Consider the following 14,214-nt stretch of genomic DNA (forward strand, 5'->3'; position numbering starts at 1 on the left):
AGAGTCACGATGCTTGCTCCCTCGGAACCCCGACTCAGGCTCGATATTTTTCGAGGGCCAGACGCAGCGCTGACGACGGATCTGACACGGCTCAGCCGCTCCTGGGTGCGCGACATGGCGTGGTTGCTGCACGCGCCGGACATGGCCACCCTTGACTGCCTCGGCCGCCCGACGCTGGCGGAGCTCGGGCTCGACCGGCACGACCGCAGGCGGGCGTGGCTGGCCCAGCAGGAGACCCTGGATGCCGACTTTCAACGACAGCGACTGAAGCGACGCTCGCAGCGACTGGGCATCTATCACGAGACGCTTTGGCAGTGGATCCTTGAGCGAGCCCCCTGCACTCGACTACTGGCGCACAACATCGCGCTGCGCGAGAAGGGGCAGACCCTGGGCGAGCTCGACCTTCTCTACGCGCCAACGCCGGCCATCGACTCGCCATCCGAAGATCGCAAAGCCGATATCTTTCACGCCGAGCTGGCGATCAAGTTCTTCCTCGGTCTGCCGGAAGGCCCGGGGGATCGACACGATGGGGCACGCTGGATCGGCGTCGGGAGCTTCGACTCGCTGGCCATCAAATGCCATCGCCTCCAGTCACACCAGCTACCCCAGGGCCTATCCCCCGCCGCCGAACGACAGCGCCAGGCGCTGGACGCCGCCGGATCACTGCAACAGCGGATCATCATGCCCGGGTGTCTCTACCACCCCTGGGACCAACGCCTGTCGCTACCCCGCCTTGCCAATGACAGCACGGAGCAGGGGCTGTGGTGTCACCGAAGCGTCTGGCCAGCGCTGCTGCGACAACTGCCCGAAGGCACGGCTGGCCATTGGCTGATCAAGCCCCACTGGCTCGCACCGCCCCTCTCCGCGCCACTGCCGCTGGCGGCGCTGGAGGGCGCACTGGCAAGGCATTTCAGCGACCAGGGCAAGTCGGCACACCTGCTGCTGGTCCTTCCGAACGGCAAGCAGTGCCGGGTTTTCGTGGTCAGGAACGAGTGGCCGCCGGCACTGCCGCTGCCCCCGCCGGCCCTTTTGCCCAGCGTGCGTTGAGCCATAGCGAGCCGGCCAGAATCAGCGCGCCGACTCCCAGCCGCACGAGATCGGCGTCCCGGTTCCAGATCAACAGGTTGACGATCAGTCCAGCCGGGATCAACGCATTGTTCATGATGGCCAGGGTGCCGGCATCGACACGGCAGGCTCCCTTGTTCCAGAGGAAGTAGCCCAGCCCGGAGGCGACGATTCCCAGCCAGCCCAGCACGCTCCACTGGAGTGACGTGGTAGGTAGCTTGGCGGCGTCTCCCAGCACCCAGAAAGCCGGCAACGCGATGCACAGAGCCCCCAGATAGAACCAGCCAAACAGATGGCGATGCGCCAGCTCGGTCGGCAAGCGCTGCGCCAGGTGCCGATACCCGACCTGGCCCAGTGCAAAGCAGAGATTCGCGCCCTGTACGACCAGAAAGCCGAGCCAGTAGTTGGCTGTGACCCCGTCGTATCGAATGACCGCCGCACCAATCACCGCCAGCACGGCCACCGCGAGGTAGCGCGGCGAGAAGTGCCGCGCCAGCAGGTCGTCGATCAGGGTGATATAGAGCGGCGTGAAGATGGTGAACAGCAGCACTTCCGGCACCGTCAACAACAGAAACGAGTGATAGAAGAAGAGATACATGACTCCGAGCTGGAGACTGCCGATGGCCATGAGGCCCAGACGCGAGGACCAGCGAAGCGCGGCAGGACGCAGGAAAGGCAGAAAAATCAGCGTCGCCAACAGGATACGCACCATGACCGCAAAGTAGCTATCCACTTGCCCTGACAGGTAGACACCGATCAGACTGAAAGAGAAGGCCCAGAGCGCCGTGACGCCAACGAGGTAAGACATGCAGGTCAACCTGTGAAAAATGATAAGTTGACAGCCATTATACGGCTAAGCGCGGTTTTGCCCAGCCTGTCGCGCTTCGAATTCGTGGCGCAATCGGGGGCGGCTTCGGAAGTAGGTTGGAACGGCGCGGGTAGCGGCACGGTCGACGTGGCTCGACAACAGGACACCGTGCGCTTTTTCGAGTCCGGGACCTTCACGCCTGATGGCCAGGATCGCAGCATACCGATGCGCAACGTCTATCGCTGGGATCTTCATTCCGAGCGGGTCTCGCTGTCCCACGAACGCCGTGGCACCGCCGCTGCCGTTTGGCTTTTCGATCTCATCGCCAGCGACGAGGACACCCTGGTCAGCGCCGAGGTCCATCAGTGCGCCGCCGACGCCTATAGCGCCACGCTCACACTGGTATCGGACGGTATCGATCTGGAGTGGCGAATCGTCGGCCCCCGCAAGGACGAGCGTATTCTCTATCGTTATCGAGTCCGCTGAAACGACGACGGCTTCCCGAGGGAAGCCGAAGAAGGGAACCGCTGAAACCGTATCAGCGCGTCGCAATGATCCAGATGGCATGAATGATGCCCGGGATGTAACCCAGCAGCGTCAGCACGATATTGATCCAGAATTGCAGTCCCAGGCCAACCTGCAGGAACACCCCTACCGGCGGCAAGAGAATGGCGAAGATGATGCGAATGATGTCCATGTAGCCTCCTTTGCTCAGAACGACATCGTTATTGGCGTCAAACAATCCATTGTGGAGTTTCAGGCGACCGTCGAACCGGCCGACCTGAACAACGGGATGGCGACATCCCGCCGACCGATAATGCTTCACCCCGCCACAGCATAGCGCCCTTTGACCGCGAACGCTGTCGTTGGTCAGTGACCATCGTCGGTGAAGCGCGCCTTGTTCACCTTGGTCTGAATGGTGGAAGACTCCGAGGCAAGTTCCTCGTGATGCCTTTCCCAGTCTTCCCAATCATGCGGCGTGCCACTTCTCGGACCATGTTCGGCGGCCTCGCGCGCCCGTGCCCAGGCTTTTTCCTCGAGCGACTGGGGCTTGTCCTGCTCCTTCTCCAGCGCGATGCCCTGCTTGGCGAGATAGTCTCGAGCATTCATCCAAAGCCTCCCCTCCTGCATCGCAGGATCGTCTAACTGCACTCGCGGATGCGCTTCGCTCCGCAATACTCCCTAGATGGCATCGACCGACCGTCACTTCAAGGTCCCCATGAGCGTTCGTACCGTCAATTTTCTCGCCGAATTCCATTTATGGGCTACAGTGAAAGTGCTTCGAGTTGCATATCGCAACAAACATCGCCTACACAAAAGGAATTTGTCATGAGAAAGCATCTGATTACCTCAGCGATGACCGCCATGTTGCTGATGGGCGTCGCCGGCAGCACCTTTGCACAGAGTGATGCCATGGAAGAAGCCGAGCAGGCGAACGAGCAGCCCATGGCTTCTGGCAGTGGTGTCACGACCGAGGGCGGTCAAGCCTCGGACAAGGCCAGCGGTCACAGCGATGCCGCCAATCAGTCCATGGATGCGGTCGATGCCGAGACGGATGAAAAGACGGACATTCAGCAATCCGACGACCTCGACGACATCAACTCCGAGGGTCACAGCGACGCGGCTGGCGATGCCATCGAAAGTCAGTGATGAGTCACTGGCAATAGCCGAGGGGCTTCGGCCCCTTTTTTTATGCACCGAGATAGCGTAGAGCCGCGCCAGGTTGCGAGACCGATTCGGGTCGGTGTCTTAAAGGGCAACCGGCAGGGCATGCCGCAACGCCCGGTGAGAGCCATCAGCCCAAAGAGGAGCGTTCACCTTGAACTCGTTCGTCGTTCGCCACTCAGCAATCAATGAAACACGGCAGGCACCAGAGTGGCTCGTGGTCGATCAACGCTACGACGATGGCGCCGAGCCTTGCTGGATCATGTCCCGTCACGCCTTTCCGGAGGAGGCCGAAATGGAGGCTGAGCGCCTCAACGGCAACGATACGGCCCCCATCGGTAGCGTCGACTAGTGGGGTCGTGACGAATGAAGATTTGAACACCGTACTCACCGTGGTAAAGAACCCAGCACCACCGATCGGGATGATGTCATGAAGAAGATGATAGGCGCCGCCATCGCCAACTGGTTGAGAAAACCGGAAAACCGTGAGAAAGCCAAACGCACGGCCAAGCAGGCCTACGATAAGTATCAGCGCCGCAAGAAGGGAACGGCGCCCGATACAGGCCCCGACTCTCGCTGAGGCCAGTCGGCAGTCAGCGACAAATGACGCCCTATTGCGACGAACCGTGTGTCGGAAGTGCATCGTTCCGACATGGAATCGATCCGGTGCCGATGATGCTTGTTGGGATCTCGTCTGGTACTGGCTGGAACGCCACGTCAATTTTGCCAACTAAGGCGTCGATTCCTGGAAATTCACCCCCCGGTTATTGAGATGACGATAATGCACTTTAAAATCGCTTGTAAGATCAATCCCTTCCCTGGTCTTGTTACTTTCGCTTCACACTAGTGTGACAAAAAAGCTAATATCTAATCTGCATCCAGGTGAAAGCTAAATGCGTACTCCTAGATAGAAGACACGGTCGAGCATTGGCTAAGGTGGGAGCAAGCGCATGTCAAACCGCTATTTCGTTAGAACCGTCAACCCCAATACCCTGATGGAACATTTCGTGGTCGCCGATTTCCAGCAGGAGGGGGCATGCATGAACGTCTATTTCAATCGCCCCGCCGCCATCGAAGAAGCCAGGTGGCTGAATCGCCATCATCACCGCCAGCGACTCAAAGACGCGCGTTATGAATGGCAGCACAATATTCATTCACCCAGTACACTTCCGCCTCAGATCGAGCCGACGGAGCGACACTTCAAGGAGAGCGATTTCTCCTCGACGTCACCCCAGGCGACGGTCCCGGCCGGTAGAGCAGAAGACCGCCTTTCGCGAGACGATTCGCCATATCCCCGAGAGACACCAGCACAGGTCATGAAGGCACTGCTGAAGCGGCGTCTGGTGGATTGAGGCATCGAGGAGGCTAGGCCCCAGTAGGGAGGAAGAGGCGCCAACGACAGCCGGGATCGGCTGGAGCGGGTGAAGGGAATCGAACAGCGGCGGTTTTTCGAACTCCCAAGGCATTTTTTTCGCCGTCCTTACACTCAGCCATACAGATAATCCATCACTGCACGAATGCCCCATAAGGGTGCCTATCCGCCAAGCTCCGGCGATGGTGACCGTGTCTTCTCTCATCCGCGACCTCACGCCCTCGGCCTCCGGTCCCGTCAACATGGCCGGTCGTGCAGGCTCGCTGTCAGCGCCGCTTCGCTACCCCTTCGGTGAATTGGTTAGTGCCCTTGCCGTCGCATTCAGAGCGAGCACAAATATCTTGAAACATAGGAATGCTCCATTGTTAGTCAGTTTCAACTTAAACCTAGTGCCGCCTGTTATGTCATAGCAATAGCGGCAAGGCTCGAGCGCCCTTTATCAGCCAGTAGCGTTTAGCTTACATTAAAAGTCTAAGCTGCCCTCAAGGAGGAGACACGACGATGCGATTAAATCAGAGGCAAGCTCAACGCCTCGTCGAAACGGGGCTCGAGCCATTCGTCGTAGAATGGCAAGACACTCAGAATGAATCATTCCCTATCCGCATCACACACTCTGACAAAGTTATGTGCCGTACCATACCAGCTAGCACGTTCTTCTACCGGAATGCCCTCGTGCGCCGAATCGATATGCTCAGGGCCGAGGCCGAATATCACTTCGACTTCCCCTGCAATATCTGGAAAGAAGGGGATGAGGTGAAGAACCTCAAGATCACCCTTCCCATACATCGTGAATAGCTTCAGGGACCGACGCGGAACCGGCCACGAGGAAGATTTCTACTGCCTGGGCACTGGGCAACTCACATCGCCCTCCTCGCACCGCGAGTAGCTCTTCAACGTCTCGGTACGCTGCCGGGTCAGATCTCCCGGTATGTACGGGACAACGCCGAGCGCTGATCGCAGGCACGAAAAAAGCGCCCAGGCTGGGGCGCTTCACTCCCACGTTTTACAACTGGTCAGAGCAGCTTGTCCTCATTACAGGGTCGCCTGGGCGTCAGCCGTCCCAACCGTCTCTCCGACAACTCTGATGGCAACGCTCAAGGGCGATGCATCCAGCGTAAGCGGGGTCTTGTGTGAGGTGCTATAGGCCGTGTTGCCGACCATGATCGAGCCGGACCGCTGCTGGACGAGATAGAGCGGCAGTTTCTCGAGCCCCCTGACGTTTCGAAGCCTCTGCTTCGCGTGTCCCAGGGACCGGTCGCTTATCTGCCTTCCCTGCTCATCGCGAAGGGCGACAGCGTACCCCTCAGCGACGGCGCGAAAACGGAAGGACTGCGGCGTGACAGACTCGATGTGGAGCTCCGAGATCTGCCCATCACGTGCAAGTTGTACAAATTTCGAGAACTTCATGGCTACCATCCTTGGCTAGGCTTTCTCGATTTCGGAATGAAGCTTCAACACCCGGGTGCCGTCTTCCTGCTTGATCAGATACGCCGGCGTTTGCTTGGTACCCTTCCTTGTCACCTCGGTGCCCTGCAGTTTCCTGGTGACTTTCTCCTGGTACTTCCGGGTCACCTGACCTTCCGCCCAGTTGTCGCCCCACTTCCATTTGACCCACTCGCGCTGCTTGTAGTCCGACATGTCTGAAATCCCTTTCCTGTACACAACGACAATCTTGTACAATTTATTTCATCATGCCATGATGCTTTCGTCGGCACGGATCGCTGACGGAGACTTGAGCCGCGGGCCCAGTTCAGGAGCACCAACCAGACATCGACCGGTCAGGAAGACCGGCCAGCGGGAAGCCAAGGATGGCTATCATGAAACACGAGATTTCCTGCCCACGCTGCGGGCACCACGAAGCAGCCTCAAACGATACCGCCCGAGACTGGGACGAGATCAATTGCCTGGGATGTGGCGAGTTCATTGGCACCCGGGATCACCAGTTCGCTTTTGCCTCGCGCAACCACCGCATGCACACCCTGAGTCAGTCGCTGGAACTGCTGATCGAAATGTCCCGCGATAAAGCGTGGATGCGGACAATGGCCTCTGCCGCTTGAGTCAATACCAGCTTTCACACTGTTCCCTTCGGCCGCTCACCATGAGCGGCTTTTTTCGTCCAGCCGCCCATTGCGTCACCGTCGCGGCCTTTCCGGGCATCGGGAGGAAAGGATCGCCATCATTGAGGTGCCCCCCCGCCGCGCGTCGCACTCTCCTTTACGCTGGGGCGCTCCTTTCGAGATGAAGGTAAGTGGGATCGAAGTCACCCGCCTCCTGGAGCTCGTCCCAGTCGAGCACGGTGATATGAGTTCGAGTCACCTGGAGAAGTCCCTGTTTGGCGAGCATTCCGTAGACTCGACTCATATGGACCGAGCTGATGCCAAAGGCATCGGCCAGATTCGCTTGAGTGACTGGAAACTCGAAGGAGCTCCCTTCCGTAAGGCCTACCGCTTTGAGACGCATCATCAGTTCACAGACCAGATGCGCCACCCTTCCAAAGGCCTCACGCTGACCAATGTTGAGCATCCAGTCTCTGTATATGGCCGCGTCGATCAACGTCTCGCGCCACAGGGCAACCCCCAACCGAGGGTAGGTATCGCACACTTGTCGTATCTTCTCGTGGGGGATATAGCCCACGGTGCAGGAACTGATCGGAGCGAGGCCAAAATCCATCACCCCAAGGTGCAGGCTCTGAATATCGGGAATATCCCCCGGGACATGGATTGCCATGATCTGACGCCCGCCGTCGGACGTCAGTTTGTAGATGCAGGTAAAGCCCTCGATCACCACGCAGCACTGCGTGGGCCGCTCTCCCATGCGCACGATGTCGTGACCCGGTTCCAGCGATGCTATTTCCAAGGGCAAATCTCTAAGCGCTCGGATCTCTTCATTCGATACGGGATGAATACTTTGCAGCCTTCGGATCAGCAAATCGTTCGGCGAAATTGAGCGGGTCATAAGCAAGTTCACATCAGAGGATTGGGCCAAGATAACTACCTGAGAATAGCCGATGCTGTGCCTTTCGCTGTGAGCGGCAGCGAGTTCCTCGGCTACCCGGTTCGGCCGCTACATCCTGCTTCACTCGCCGTGTTCTGGGTCCGAGCCGGGACCGGACAGGAGTTGGGCGTAAAGTATCTCCTCCCTCGTAGGAGACAAAGCACCAATGGCACTCGAGCTTAACGTATGTTGGGAGCCTCCCCTCCGCGTTGATTTAGCCTCGCAGGGTGGCCGCGATTTCGCGGTCCAACATTTGCGGAGAACATCATGTTCCAGCATTCATCGAAGCTTCAGTACCCCGTAAAAGTCGACAAGCCCGATCCCCAGTTCGCGATGCTTTTGCAGCAAGCGATCGGCGGGGTCGAGGGCGAGATCCGCGTTGCGATGCAGTACTTCTTCCAGGCCATGGGAGCACGCGGCGATGACCGCATCCGCGACTTGCTCATGTCGACGGCAACGGAAGAACTCTCTCACATCGAAATGCTCGGCCACGCCGTCGCGCTCAACCTGGAAGGTGCCCCTGTCTCCTATCAGGAGGAGTCGGCCAAGGACCCCATCATCAACGCGATACTTGGCGGCGCCAATCCTCGCCACCTGCTGTCGTCCGGGCTGTCGGCAATGCCGGTCAATGCCAACGGCGTACCGTTCGATATGAGCCATGTCTATGCGACCGGCAACATCGCCGCGGACATGATGGCCAACGTTGCGGCGGAGTCCGGTGGCCGCGTCCTGGCCTCGCGGCTCTACAATTGGACCGACGACAAGGGCATGAAGGACTTTCTCTCGTTCCTTATCGCCCGTGACACCTACCATCAACAACAGTGGCTCGCGGTGATCGAAGAGCTGGGCGGACTCGAGAAGAATTTGCCGATTCCGAACTCCACCCCCAAGGCTCACGAAGCGACAGAGCACGCCTACTACTACCTCAACACCCTGACCGACAAGAAGGCGCCTGAGGGGCGCTGGAACACGGGTCCGTCGCTAGACGGCCGAGCGGAGTACTCAACACGTCAGCAGCCGGAGCCGGAGGGCCAGGAGCCCTCCCTCGGCAAAGCGCGTAAAGGCTCTGGCGCCCAAAACGAACAGATGTAATTTCTCACCTTCGGCCCATCGCCACGATGGGCCTTCAATTCCCTATCCCCTAACCCATTGGCCACGCCTACGCCAGCCTGATACTGTATGCACATCCAGCATCCTCAGGGAGCACCCAGTCATGTCTACACAGTTCAAAGCCGCCGCGTCGTATCAGCAGTTGACCCGCCGCATCCAGCGACAGATCGCCCGGGCGCGCGATCGCGAGCAGTATGCTGTCACCGTCTACCGCTTCGACGAGGACGATCCCATCGCCTGGGAGCGTATGCTCAACGAGTTCGAGGAACTGGAAGACGTCTCGGTCGATCGTGTCGGCGCGGCCGAAGCGCTGGTCACCTGGAACGCGGCGGAAACGGAAGCGGCGTCATGATCACCGTTGTCGATGTCGGCCAGGCCGCCCTGGGCGCGCCGCCCTCCTCGAGCTCCCTCGCCGCCGGCGAAGTCCACGCGGGCTTGCGGCCACCCGCGCACGACTAGCTCAAGACGGCGCCGGGTCCGAACGTCACACGGTCGATCGCCTCTTGCGCCCGAGCACGGGCCCACCGAGCCGGTGGGCCGGGGTCGCCGCCAAGTCCAATCCAAGTGATCGGCCGGTGGCCGGCGGACCGAGCCCCACCGCTTCCGGCCGGAGGCGGCGATACGAAATAGTGGCAATCGAGACCGAGACCTTCGCGATACTCTCGAGACTCGGGTTCGAGCTTGGCGAGTGCGGTATCCGCCAGCGGGCGCCGCTCGATCTGATCGCGGTTCGTCCCTCTTCCATGCATGGCTGAGACCTGGCCATACAAGAGGATTATGGCTACCAGAGTCGATGTCTGGACGTATTAAAACGGGCTAGCCCAGTAACCGCGCGGGTTGGAGGGGGATAAAAGGATATTTATGGACGGGTCTGATTACTGGAATGGAGCGGGTGAAGGGAATCGAACCCTCGTCTTAAGCTTGGGAAGCTTCTGCTCTACCATTGAGCTACACCCGCCACGGGCTAGATCGTAAAGCCGGGAACTGGGCCTTTGCAAGCCTGCATTTTGCCGCCGTCTTTCCCGGTCGTACGCCGGCGATCCACAAGAGAGAGCCCGGTCCTCCTGAGGTGGACCGGGCTCTCGATCAGCTTTCGCCTGACCAACTGACGGCCCCTGGGAACTGAATCCCGACTCCCTGGCGCCACCATCCTTGGCGAGTGCCTTGATATCTTTTCCCTGGCCGACAGTGAAAAGCTCTATCGTCACGCAATCGAAGACACAAGTCCGCTAGGGAATAAGCCGATCACTGACCCATAAAAACGATTTTAAAATCAACGCGGATTAAGTAATGAGAGGTTTTTCAGCAGCGATTTGTAACGGCAGTCCATGTCGGCCGGCGGGAGATAAAGTCGCAAAAACGGGAAGTAAAGGTAGGAAAAGTCATCAAGAAGCGTCAAAAAAATCCCCGACCAAAGTCGGGGAACCAAGGATCTACAACGAATCTCGATCTTATCTTCTCCATACGGAGGGAAATAGAGCCAATGATCTGTTTTTTTGTAAGAGATTGCCGACAAAATAGAATCACTCTTATATATCTGTCCCGCTCGTTGACCTGATTCCGGGGCTTCAGCGCACCCGTTAGACGACGTCGCGCACCCTCTCCCAGGCGTGCTCCAGATGCTCGCTCAATGCCGCCACCAACGCTGTCGCATCCCGCCGCTCGAGAGAGTCGATCATCGATTCGTGCTCGGCAACGGCGGCCGCCCACTTCTCCTCTCCCTCGTGCCCGATGAACCGAACCCGCTTGAGCTTCGACTGAAGTGAACCATGAACCTGAACCAGCGACTCATTGTGGCTCAGCGCCACGATGGCGGAGTGAATGCGCTGGTTCGTCTTGTAATAGTCGAGCCGGTTCCCTTCGCGATAATGTTCCAGCATCTCGTTGTGCAGCTCCCGCACCCACGCGATCTCCTCGTCGCTCGCTTCGGCACAGGCCAGGCGTCCTGCCAGCTCTTCGAGCGTACGGATCAACACCAGCATGTCCTGGATATCCTTTGCCGAGAAACGGCGAACCGAGGCGCCACGCTGTGGCGTCAGTTCCACCAGCCCCTCGCTGGCCAGATAGCGAAGTGCCTCTCGCAGAGGCGTCCGCGAGACGCCGAGCCGTTCGCAAAGTGGGCCCTCGTAGATCCGTTTTCCCGGCTCGAGCTCACCCTCGATGATCATGTCGCGGAGATGGCTGGTGATCGCATCGTGAAGCGAGTGCCTGGCAATCGCGGAACGCGGCGATGTCGTGTCGGACATGGCTGATCTCTTCATGGGTAGGGAACCGTTGATCGAAATAGGCGCCTGTAATGTCTCGATTCAGCCGTGGGCCGTCCCTGCGCGACCCTGCTCAGCCGAAAAGCGTGCTGACATCATACTGCGCTAGCCGAGGCCTTCGCCTCAATACCAACGTATAATGTATACATTTTGGTTTTGGGCGCAATCTCCTCTCAAGCAGGCACTCCGCCTCGAAGACCAGGAGATACCATGACGCCTTCATCATCGCGCAAAGCCGCGCCCGAGTTGCCGATCATCGCCCTGGCCATGGGCGATCCCGCAGGCATCAGCCCCGAGTTGACGGCCAGGCTGGCCGCAGACGATACCATCAAGCGAGCCGCACGCCTGGTCATCATCGGCGACCGTCGAATATTCGACGAGGGTGCCCGCACCGCCGGTCTCTCGCCGACGCTACATGCCATCGACGAGCAGAGCCCGCTTGCCGATCTTGCGAGCACACCGGCATTTCTCGATCTTGCCAACCTGGCGCCGGAGGATGTCGACCCGGGCGAGGCGACCCCGGCCGGCGGTGCGTTCGCTTCGGCCAACTTTCGCCGCGCGCTCGCGCTGGCCCACGACGGTCGGGTCGACGCGGTCTGCTTCACGCCGTTCAACAAGAAGGCGATGCGCTACGCCAATCCCGGTTATGACGACGAGATTCGCTTCGTGGCGGACGCCATCGGCTTCGACGGCAAGGCTCGCGAGTTCAATATTCTCGAATCGGTCTGGAATGCGCGGGTCACCTCCCACATCCCGCTGAAAGACGTCGCCGCCGCCCTGAGCCCGGAATCGATCATCGACGAGCTGACACTGACCCATCGCTGCCTGCAGCAGGCGGGGCATGACCACCCGCGCATCGCCGTCGCCGGCCTCAATCCTCACGCCGGCGACGGCGGCAGCTTCGGCATGGAGGAGATCGACATCATCGAGCCGGCGATCCGCCGCGCCCGCGAACAGGGGCTGGAGGTCGAAGGCCCCTTCCCCGCCGACACCGTCTTCCTTCGCGCCGTGAAAGAGGGCTTCCACGCGGTACTGACCATGTACCACGACCAGGGGCAGATCGCGATGAAGATGATGGGATTCGATAGTGGCGTGACGATGCTCGGCGGCCTTCCGTTCCCGGTCTGCACGCCGGCTCACGGAACGGCCTACGACATCGCCGGTCGCGGCATCGCCGACCTGGGCGCCTCCCGACAGGCGCTGCTGCTCGCCGCGCGCATGGCCGACCAGGCGCGCAAGGCGGCCGTCTGAAATTTCATCGCCGCGGCTTCCGCCAGTGGCGCTGAAAGGTAGTGGCAAGTCCGATTCGACATAGCTCACGAGCGTCATCAACAAGAGCAACAACGCAAGAACCGACAGGAGAAACGCCATGAACAAGCGCAACCCCCTTTCCGCCCATCAGCTCAAGCCTCTGGCTCTGTTATTCGCCGCACTTACCGTCTCCGGGAGCGCGCTCGCCTGGCAACCGGAACGCCCCGTCGAGTTCGTGGTGACCTCCGGCGCCGGCGGCGGCACCGACACCTTCGCGCGCACCGTGCAATCGATCATCGGCAAGCACAAGCTGATGGACAAATCGATCATCGTTTCCAACAAGGGCGGAGGCAGCGGCGCCGAGGGCTACGTCTATTCGGCCTCTTCCCCGGATGATCCCTACAAGCTGACGTTCGGTACCAACAACGAGTACCTGCTGCCCGAAGTCGGGGAAATGCCCTACGCCGCCGACGACCTGCAACCGGTGGCGGCCATGGCCATGGACGAATTCCTGATCTGGGTGAACGGCGACGCCGACTACGCCAGTGCCAAGGATTTCATCGATGCCGCCAAGCAGAACCCCGGCAAGATGCAGTTCGCCGGCAGCCAATCCAAGGACACCGACCAGACACTGGTCAGCATGATCGAGGAAGCCACTGGCGCCGATTTCCGCTACGTGCCCTTCAACGGCGGCAGCCAGGCGCTGGTGCAACTGGCCGGCGGCCATGTCGACGCCAACGTCAACAATCCCAACGAGAACCTCGGTCAGTGGCAGGCCGGCATGGTTAAGCCGCTGTGCGTGTTCAGCCCGGAACAGCTTCCCAAGGGCGAGCCCGTCTACCAGGGCAAGGGCTGGGGCGATATCCCCACCTGCCAGTCCCAGGGTATCGATATCAGCGAATACCGCATGCCGCGGACCGTCTGGCTGCCGGCGGGCGCCCCCGAGGAGGCGGTGACCTACTACCAGGAGCTGCTCAAGAAGGTCAGCGAGACACCTGAATGGAAGGACTACACCACCCGAACCGTGCAGACCAGCCGATTCCTGACTGGCGACGAACTCCAGCAGTACATCGATGACAACGCCAAGAGCGTCAAGAAGGTGTTCGAACAGGAAGGCTGGAACGCTTCCTGAGCCCATGCCGGCGGGCGGCCACTGGCGCCCGCCACGCCTCGGAGGGAATCAGCATGACCCACAACGGCATTTCCCGTTACAGCATGGAGATCGCCACGGCGCTACTGACCGGCGGGATCGGTCTCGCGATCTGCTACGGCGCCTGGCAGGTCGGTACCGGGTGGACCCCGAGCGGCCCGGACTCCGGCTACTTCCCGTTCTGGATCGGCGTGCTGATCGTCGCCGGCAGCGTCGTCAATCTGCTGCGAACGATCGTCGGGCATCGCCACAAGGACGAGATATTCCTGGATGCCGCCCGGCTCAAGTCCCTCGCCAGATTCGTGCTGCCGATCCTCGGCTTCGCCGTGATCTCGCTACTGCTGGGACTCTATGTAGGGACCACGCTGTACGTGCTGTTCGCCATGCGCCTCCAGGGCCATTACGCCTGGTGGAAATCGCTGGTCAGCGGCGTGGCCATCAGCGTCTGCTTTTACCTGCTGTTCGAACTCGTATTCCAGGTGCCGCTGCTGAAAGGCCCCCTGGAGCACGCGTTCGGCATCTACTAAGCGCCCGT

The 14,214-nt window shown here is 60.0% G+C and carries 21 protein-coding genes and 1 tRNA gene; 13 read left to right on the forward strand and 9 right to left on the reverse strand.

Features of this window, described 5'->3' with window-relative positions; translation table 11 throughout:
- The first annotated feature begins 9 nt into the window (after window positions 1-9).
- Window positions 10-1,047 carry a DUF1853 family protein gene (locus DOM56_RS16110; RefSeq protein WP_110710083.1) on the forward strand — a complete coding sequence of 346 codons (1,038 nt, stop codon included), beginning with the start codon at window positions 10-12 and terminating at the stop codon, window positions 1,045-1,047.
- On the opposite strand, the gene DOM56_RS16115 is transcribed toward DOM56_RS16110, so the two are convergent.
- Window positions 983-1,873, reverse strand: coding sequence for a carboxylate/amino acid/amine transporter (locus tag DOM56_RS16115; RefSeq protein WP_110710084.1), 891 nt, complete (start codon window positions 1,871-1,873; stop codon window positions 983-985). The two genes, DOM56_RS16110 and DOM56_RS16115, sit on opposite strands and share 65 nt — an antisense overlap.
- 84 nt (window positions 1,874-1,957) lie before the next feature.
- Between DOM56_RS16115 and DOM56_RS16120 the strand changes: the two genes are divergently transcribed.
- Window positions 1,958-2,359: a DUF6314 family protein gene (locus tag DOM56_RS16120; RefSeq protein ID WP_280951302.1), complete on the forward strand. Its 402-nt coding sequence runs from the start codon at window positions 1,958-1,960 to the stop codon at window positions 2,357-2,359.
- Between the two features lie 52 nt (window positions 2,360-2,411).
- Here the strand turns inward: DOM56_RS16120 and DOM56_RS16125 are convergent, their stop codons facing one another.
- Both DOM56_RS16125 and DOM56_RS16130 read right to left on the reverse strand, forming a co-directional pair.
- Complete coding sequence (locus DOM56_RS16125; protein WP_110600857.1) at window positions 2,412-2,570, reverse strand: YqaE/Pmp3 family membrane protein; 159 nt, start codon at window positions 2,568-2,570, stop codon at window positions 2,412-2,414.
- A gap of 173 nt (window positions 2,571-2,743) precedes the next feature.
- Window positions 2,744-2,983, reverse strand: a complete 240-nt coding sequence (locus DOM56_RS16130; protein ID WP_110710086.1) for a hypothetical protein — start codon at window positions 2,981-2,983, stop codon at window positions 2,744-2,746.
- A gap of 219 nt (window positions 2,984-3,202) precedes the next feature.
- On the opposite strand from DOM56_RS16130, the gene DOM56_RS16135 reads away from it, so the two are divergent.
- The 3 genes from DOM56_RS16135 (at window position 3,203) to DOM56_RS19875 (ending at window position 4,118) form a co-directional block, all read left to right on the forward strand.
- Window positions 3,203-3,523 carry a hypothetical protein gene (locus tag DOM56_RS16135; RefSeq protein ID WP_110710087.1) on the forward strand — a complete coding sequence of 107 codons (321 nt, stop codon included), beginning with the start codon at window positions 3,203-3,205 and terminating at the stop codon, window positions 3,521-3,523.
- Between the two features lie 169 nt (window positions 3,524-3,692).
- Complete coding sequence (locus DOM56_RS16140) at window positions 3,693-3,890, forward strand: hypothetical protein (RefSeq protein WP_110710088.1); 198 nt, start codon at window positions 3,693-3,695, stop codon at window positions 3,888-3,890.
- A gap of 78 nt (window positions 3,891-3,968) precedes the next feature.
- A complete protein-coding gene (locus DOM56_RS19875; protein WP_167404622.1) occupies window positions 3,969-4,118 on the forward strand; it encodes a hypothetical protein in 150 nt (49 codons plus the stop codon).
- 373 nt (window positions 4,119-4,491) lie between these two features.
- Here DOM56_RS19875 and DOM56_RS19770 read toward each other — a convergent pair whose 3' ends face one another.
- A complete protein-coding gene (locus DOM56_RS19770) occupies window positions 4,492-4,692 on the reverse strand; it encodes a hypothetical protein (protein ID WP_157958259.1) in 201 nt (66 codons plus the stop codon).
- An 890-nt stretch (window positions 4,693-5,582) separates the two neighbouring features.
- Between DOM56_RS19770 and DOM56_RS20040 the strand changes: the two genes are divergently transcribed.
- Complete coding sequence (locus DOM56_RS20040; protein ID WP_280951298.1) at window positions 5,583-5,705, forward strand: hypothetical protein; 123 nt, start codon at window positions 5,583-5,585, stop codon at window positions 5,703-5,705.
- Between the two features lie 237 nt (window positions 5,706-5,942).
- Here the strand turns inward: DOM56_RS20040 and DOM56_RS16155 are convergent, their stop codons facing one another.
- Complete coding sequence (locus tag DOM56_RS16155; RefSeq protein ID WP_110710091.1) at window positions 5,943-6,317, reverse strand: DUF6482 family protein; 375 nt, start codon at window positions 6,315-6,317, stop codon at window positions 5,943-5,945.
- A gap of 15 nt (window positions 6,318-6,332) precedes the next feature.
- A complete protein-coding gene (locus DOM56_RS16160; RefSeq protein ID WP_110710092.1) occupies window positions 6,333-6,548 on the reverse strand; it encodes a DUF2945 domain-containing protein in 216 nt (71 codons plus the stop codon).
- Between the two features lie 179 nt (window positions 6,549-6,727).
- Here DOM56_RS16160 and DOM56_RS16165 point away from each other — a divergent pair, with 179 nt between their 5' ends.
- The gene (locus DOM56_RS16165; RefSeq protein WP_110710093.1) at window positions 6,728-6,967 is read left to right on the forward strand and encodes a hypothetical protein; all 240 of its coding nucleotides are present in this window, start codon (window positions 6,728-6,730) and stop codon (window positions 6,965-6,967) included.
- Window positions 6,968-7,124: 157 nt separating this feature from the next.
- On the opposite strand, the gene DOM56_RS16170 is transcribed toward DOM56_RS16165, so the two are convergent.
- On the reverse strand, window positions 7,125-7,895 hold the full coding sequence (locus DOM56_RS16170; protein WP_348627125.1) for a Crp/Fnr family transcriptional regulator: 771 nt from the start codon (window positions 7,893-7,895) through the stop codon (window positions 7,125-7,127).
- A 276-nt stretch (window positions 7,896-8,171) separates the two neighbouring features.
- Between DOM56_RS16170 and DOM56_RS16175 the strand changes: the two genes are divergently transcribed.
- The 3 genes from DOM56_RS16175 (at window position 8,172) to DOM56_RS20045 (ending at window position 9,769) form a co-directional block, all read left to right on the forward strand.
- Window positions 8,172-8,996 (forward strand): manganese catalase family protein, encoded by an 825-nt coding sequence (locus DOM56_RS16175; protein ID WP_110710095.1) that lies wholly within the window; start codon window positions 8,172-8,174, stop codon window positions 8,994-8,996.
- A 121-nt stretch (window positions 8,997-9,117) separates the two neighbouring features.
- Entirely contained in the window at window positions 9,118-9,366 is a 249-nt protein-coding gene (locus tag DOM56_RS16180; RefSeq protein WP_110710096.1) for a DUF1654 domain-containing protein, read from the forward strand.
- A 277-nt stretch (window positions 9,367-9,643) separates the two neighbouring features.
- Window positions 9,644-9,769: a hypothetical protein gene (locus tag DOM56_RS20045; RefSeq protein ID WP_280951299.1), complete on the forward strand. Its 126-nt coding sequence runs from the start codon at window positions 9,644-9,646 to the stop codon at window positions 9,767-9,769.
- Between the two features lie 129 nt (window positions 9,770-9,898).
- On the opposite strand, the gene DOM56_RS16185 is transcribed toward DOM56_RS20045, so the two are convergent.
- A tRNA-Gly gene (locus DOM56_RS16185) sits at window positions 9,899-9,972 on the reverse strand.
- 622 nt (window positions 9,973-10,594) lie between these two features.
- Window positions 10,595-11,260: a GntR family transcriptional regulator gene (locus DOM56_RS16190; RefSeq protein ID WP_198655817.1), complete on the reverse strand. Its 666-nt coding sequence runs from the start codon at window positions 11,258-11,260 to the stop codon at window positions 10,595-10,597.
- Between the two features lie 228 nt (window positions 11,261-11,488).
- Here DOM56_RS16190 and DOM56_RS16195 point away from each other — a divergent pair, with 228 nt between their 5' ends.
- The 3 genes from DOM56_RS16195 (at window position 11,489) to DOM56_RS16205 (ending at window position 14,206) form a co-directional block, all read left to right on the forward strand.
- The gene (locus tag DOM56_RS16195) at window positions 11,489-12,529 is read left to right on the forward strand and encodes a 4-hydroxythreonine-4-phosphate dehydrogenase PdxA (RefSeq protein WP_110710098.1); all 1,041 of its coding nucleotides are present in this window, start codon (window positions 11,489-11,491) and stop codon (window positions 12,527-12,529) included.
- 118 nt (window positions 12,530-12,647) lie between these two features.
- Window positions 12,648-13,661: a tripartite tricarboxylate transporter substrate binding protein gene (locus DOM56_RS16200; protein WP_110710099.1), complete on the forward strand. Its 1,014-nt coding sequence runs from the start codon at window positions 12,648-12,650 to the stop codon at window positions 13,659-13,661.
- A 53-nt stretch (window positions 13,662-13,714) separates the two neighbouring features.
- On the forward strand, window positions 13,715-14,206 hold the full coding sequence (locus DOM56_RS16205) for a tripartite tricarboxylate transporter TctB family protein (RefSeq protein ID WP_110710100.1): 492 nt from the start codon (window positions 13,715-13,717) through the stop codon (window positions 14,204-14,206).
- The last annotated feature ends 8 nt before the right edge of the window (window positions 14,207-14,214 follow it).

The organism is Salinicola sp. CR57 (assembly GCF_003206585.1).
GTDB lineage: Bacteria > Pseudomonadota > Gammaproteobacteria > Pseudomonadales > Halomonadaceae > Salinicola > Salinicola lusitanus.

Bases quoted from the DNA above. Each gene is read 5' to 3' on its own strand.
- DOM56_RS16195 (WP_110710098.1), top strand. From the start codon at position 11,489: ATGACGCCTTCATCATCGCGCAAAGCCGCGCCCGAGTTGCCGATCATC.
- DOM56_RS19875 (WP_167404622.1), top strand. From the start codon at position 3,969: ATGAAGAAGATGATAGGCGCCGCCATCGCCAACTGGTTGAGAAAACCG.
- DOM56_RS16135 (WP_110710087.1), top strand. From the start codon at position 3,203: ATGAGAAAGCATCTGATTACCTCAGCGATGACCGCCATGTTGCTGATG.
- DOM56_RS16190 (WP_198655817.1), bottom strand. From the start codon at position 11,260: ATGTCCGACACGACATCGCCGCGTTCCGCGATTGCCAGGCACTCGCTT.
- DOM56_RS16155 (WP_110710091.1), bottom strand. From the start codon at position 6,317: ATGAAGTTCTCGAAATTTGTACAACTTGCACGTGATGGGCAGATCTCG.
- DOM56_RS16165 (WP_110710093.1), top strand. From the start codon at position 6,728: ATGAAACACGAGATTTCCTGCCCACGCTGCGGGCACCACGAAGCAGCC.
- DOM56_RS16110 (WP_110710083.1), top strand. From the start codon at position 10: ATGCTTGCTCCCTCGGAACCCCGACTCAGGCTCGATATTTTTCGAGGG.
- DOM56_RS16130 (WP_110710086.1), bottom strand. From the start codon at position 2,983: ATGAATGCTCGAGACTATCTCGCCAAGCAGGGCATCGCGCTGGAGAAG.
- DOM56_RS16175 (WP_110710095.1), top strand. From the start codon at position 8,172: ATGTTCCAGCATTCATCGAAGCTTCAGTACCCCGTAAAAGTCGACAAG.
- DOM56_RS16205 (WP_110710100.1), top strand. From the start codon at position 13,715: ATGACCCACAACGGCATTTCCCGTTACAGCATGGAGATCGCCACGGCG.
- DOM56_RS16160 (WP_110710092.1), bottom strand. From the start codon at position 6,548: ATGTCGGACTACAAGCAGCGCGAGTGGGTCAAATGGAAGTGGGGCGAC.
- DOM56_RS16125 (WP_110600857.1), bottom strand. From the start codon at position 2,570: ATGGACATCATTCGCATCATCTTCGCCATTCTCTTGCCGCCGGTAGGG.
- DOM56_RS16180 (WP_110710096.1), top strand. From the start codon at position 9,118: ATGTCTACACAGTTCAAAGCCGCCGCGTCGTATCAGCAGTTGACCCGC.
- DOM56_RS16115 (WP_110710084.1), bottom strand. From the start codon at position 1,873: ATGTCTTACCTCGTTGGCGTCACGGCGCTCTGGGCCTTCTCTTTCAGT.
- DOM56_RS16200 (WP_110710099.1), top strand. From the start codon at position 12,648: ATGAACAAGCGCAACCCCCTTTCCGCCCATCAGCTCAAGCCTCTGGCT.
- DOM56_RS19770 (WP_157958259.1), bottom strand. From the start codon at position 4,692: ATGAATATTGTGCTGCCATTCATAACGCGCGTCTTTGAGTCGCTGGCG.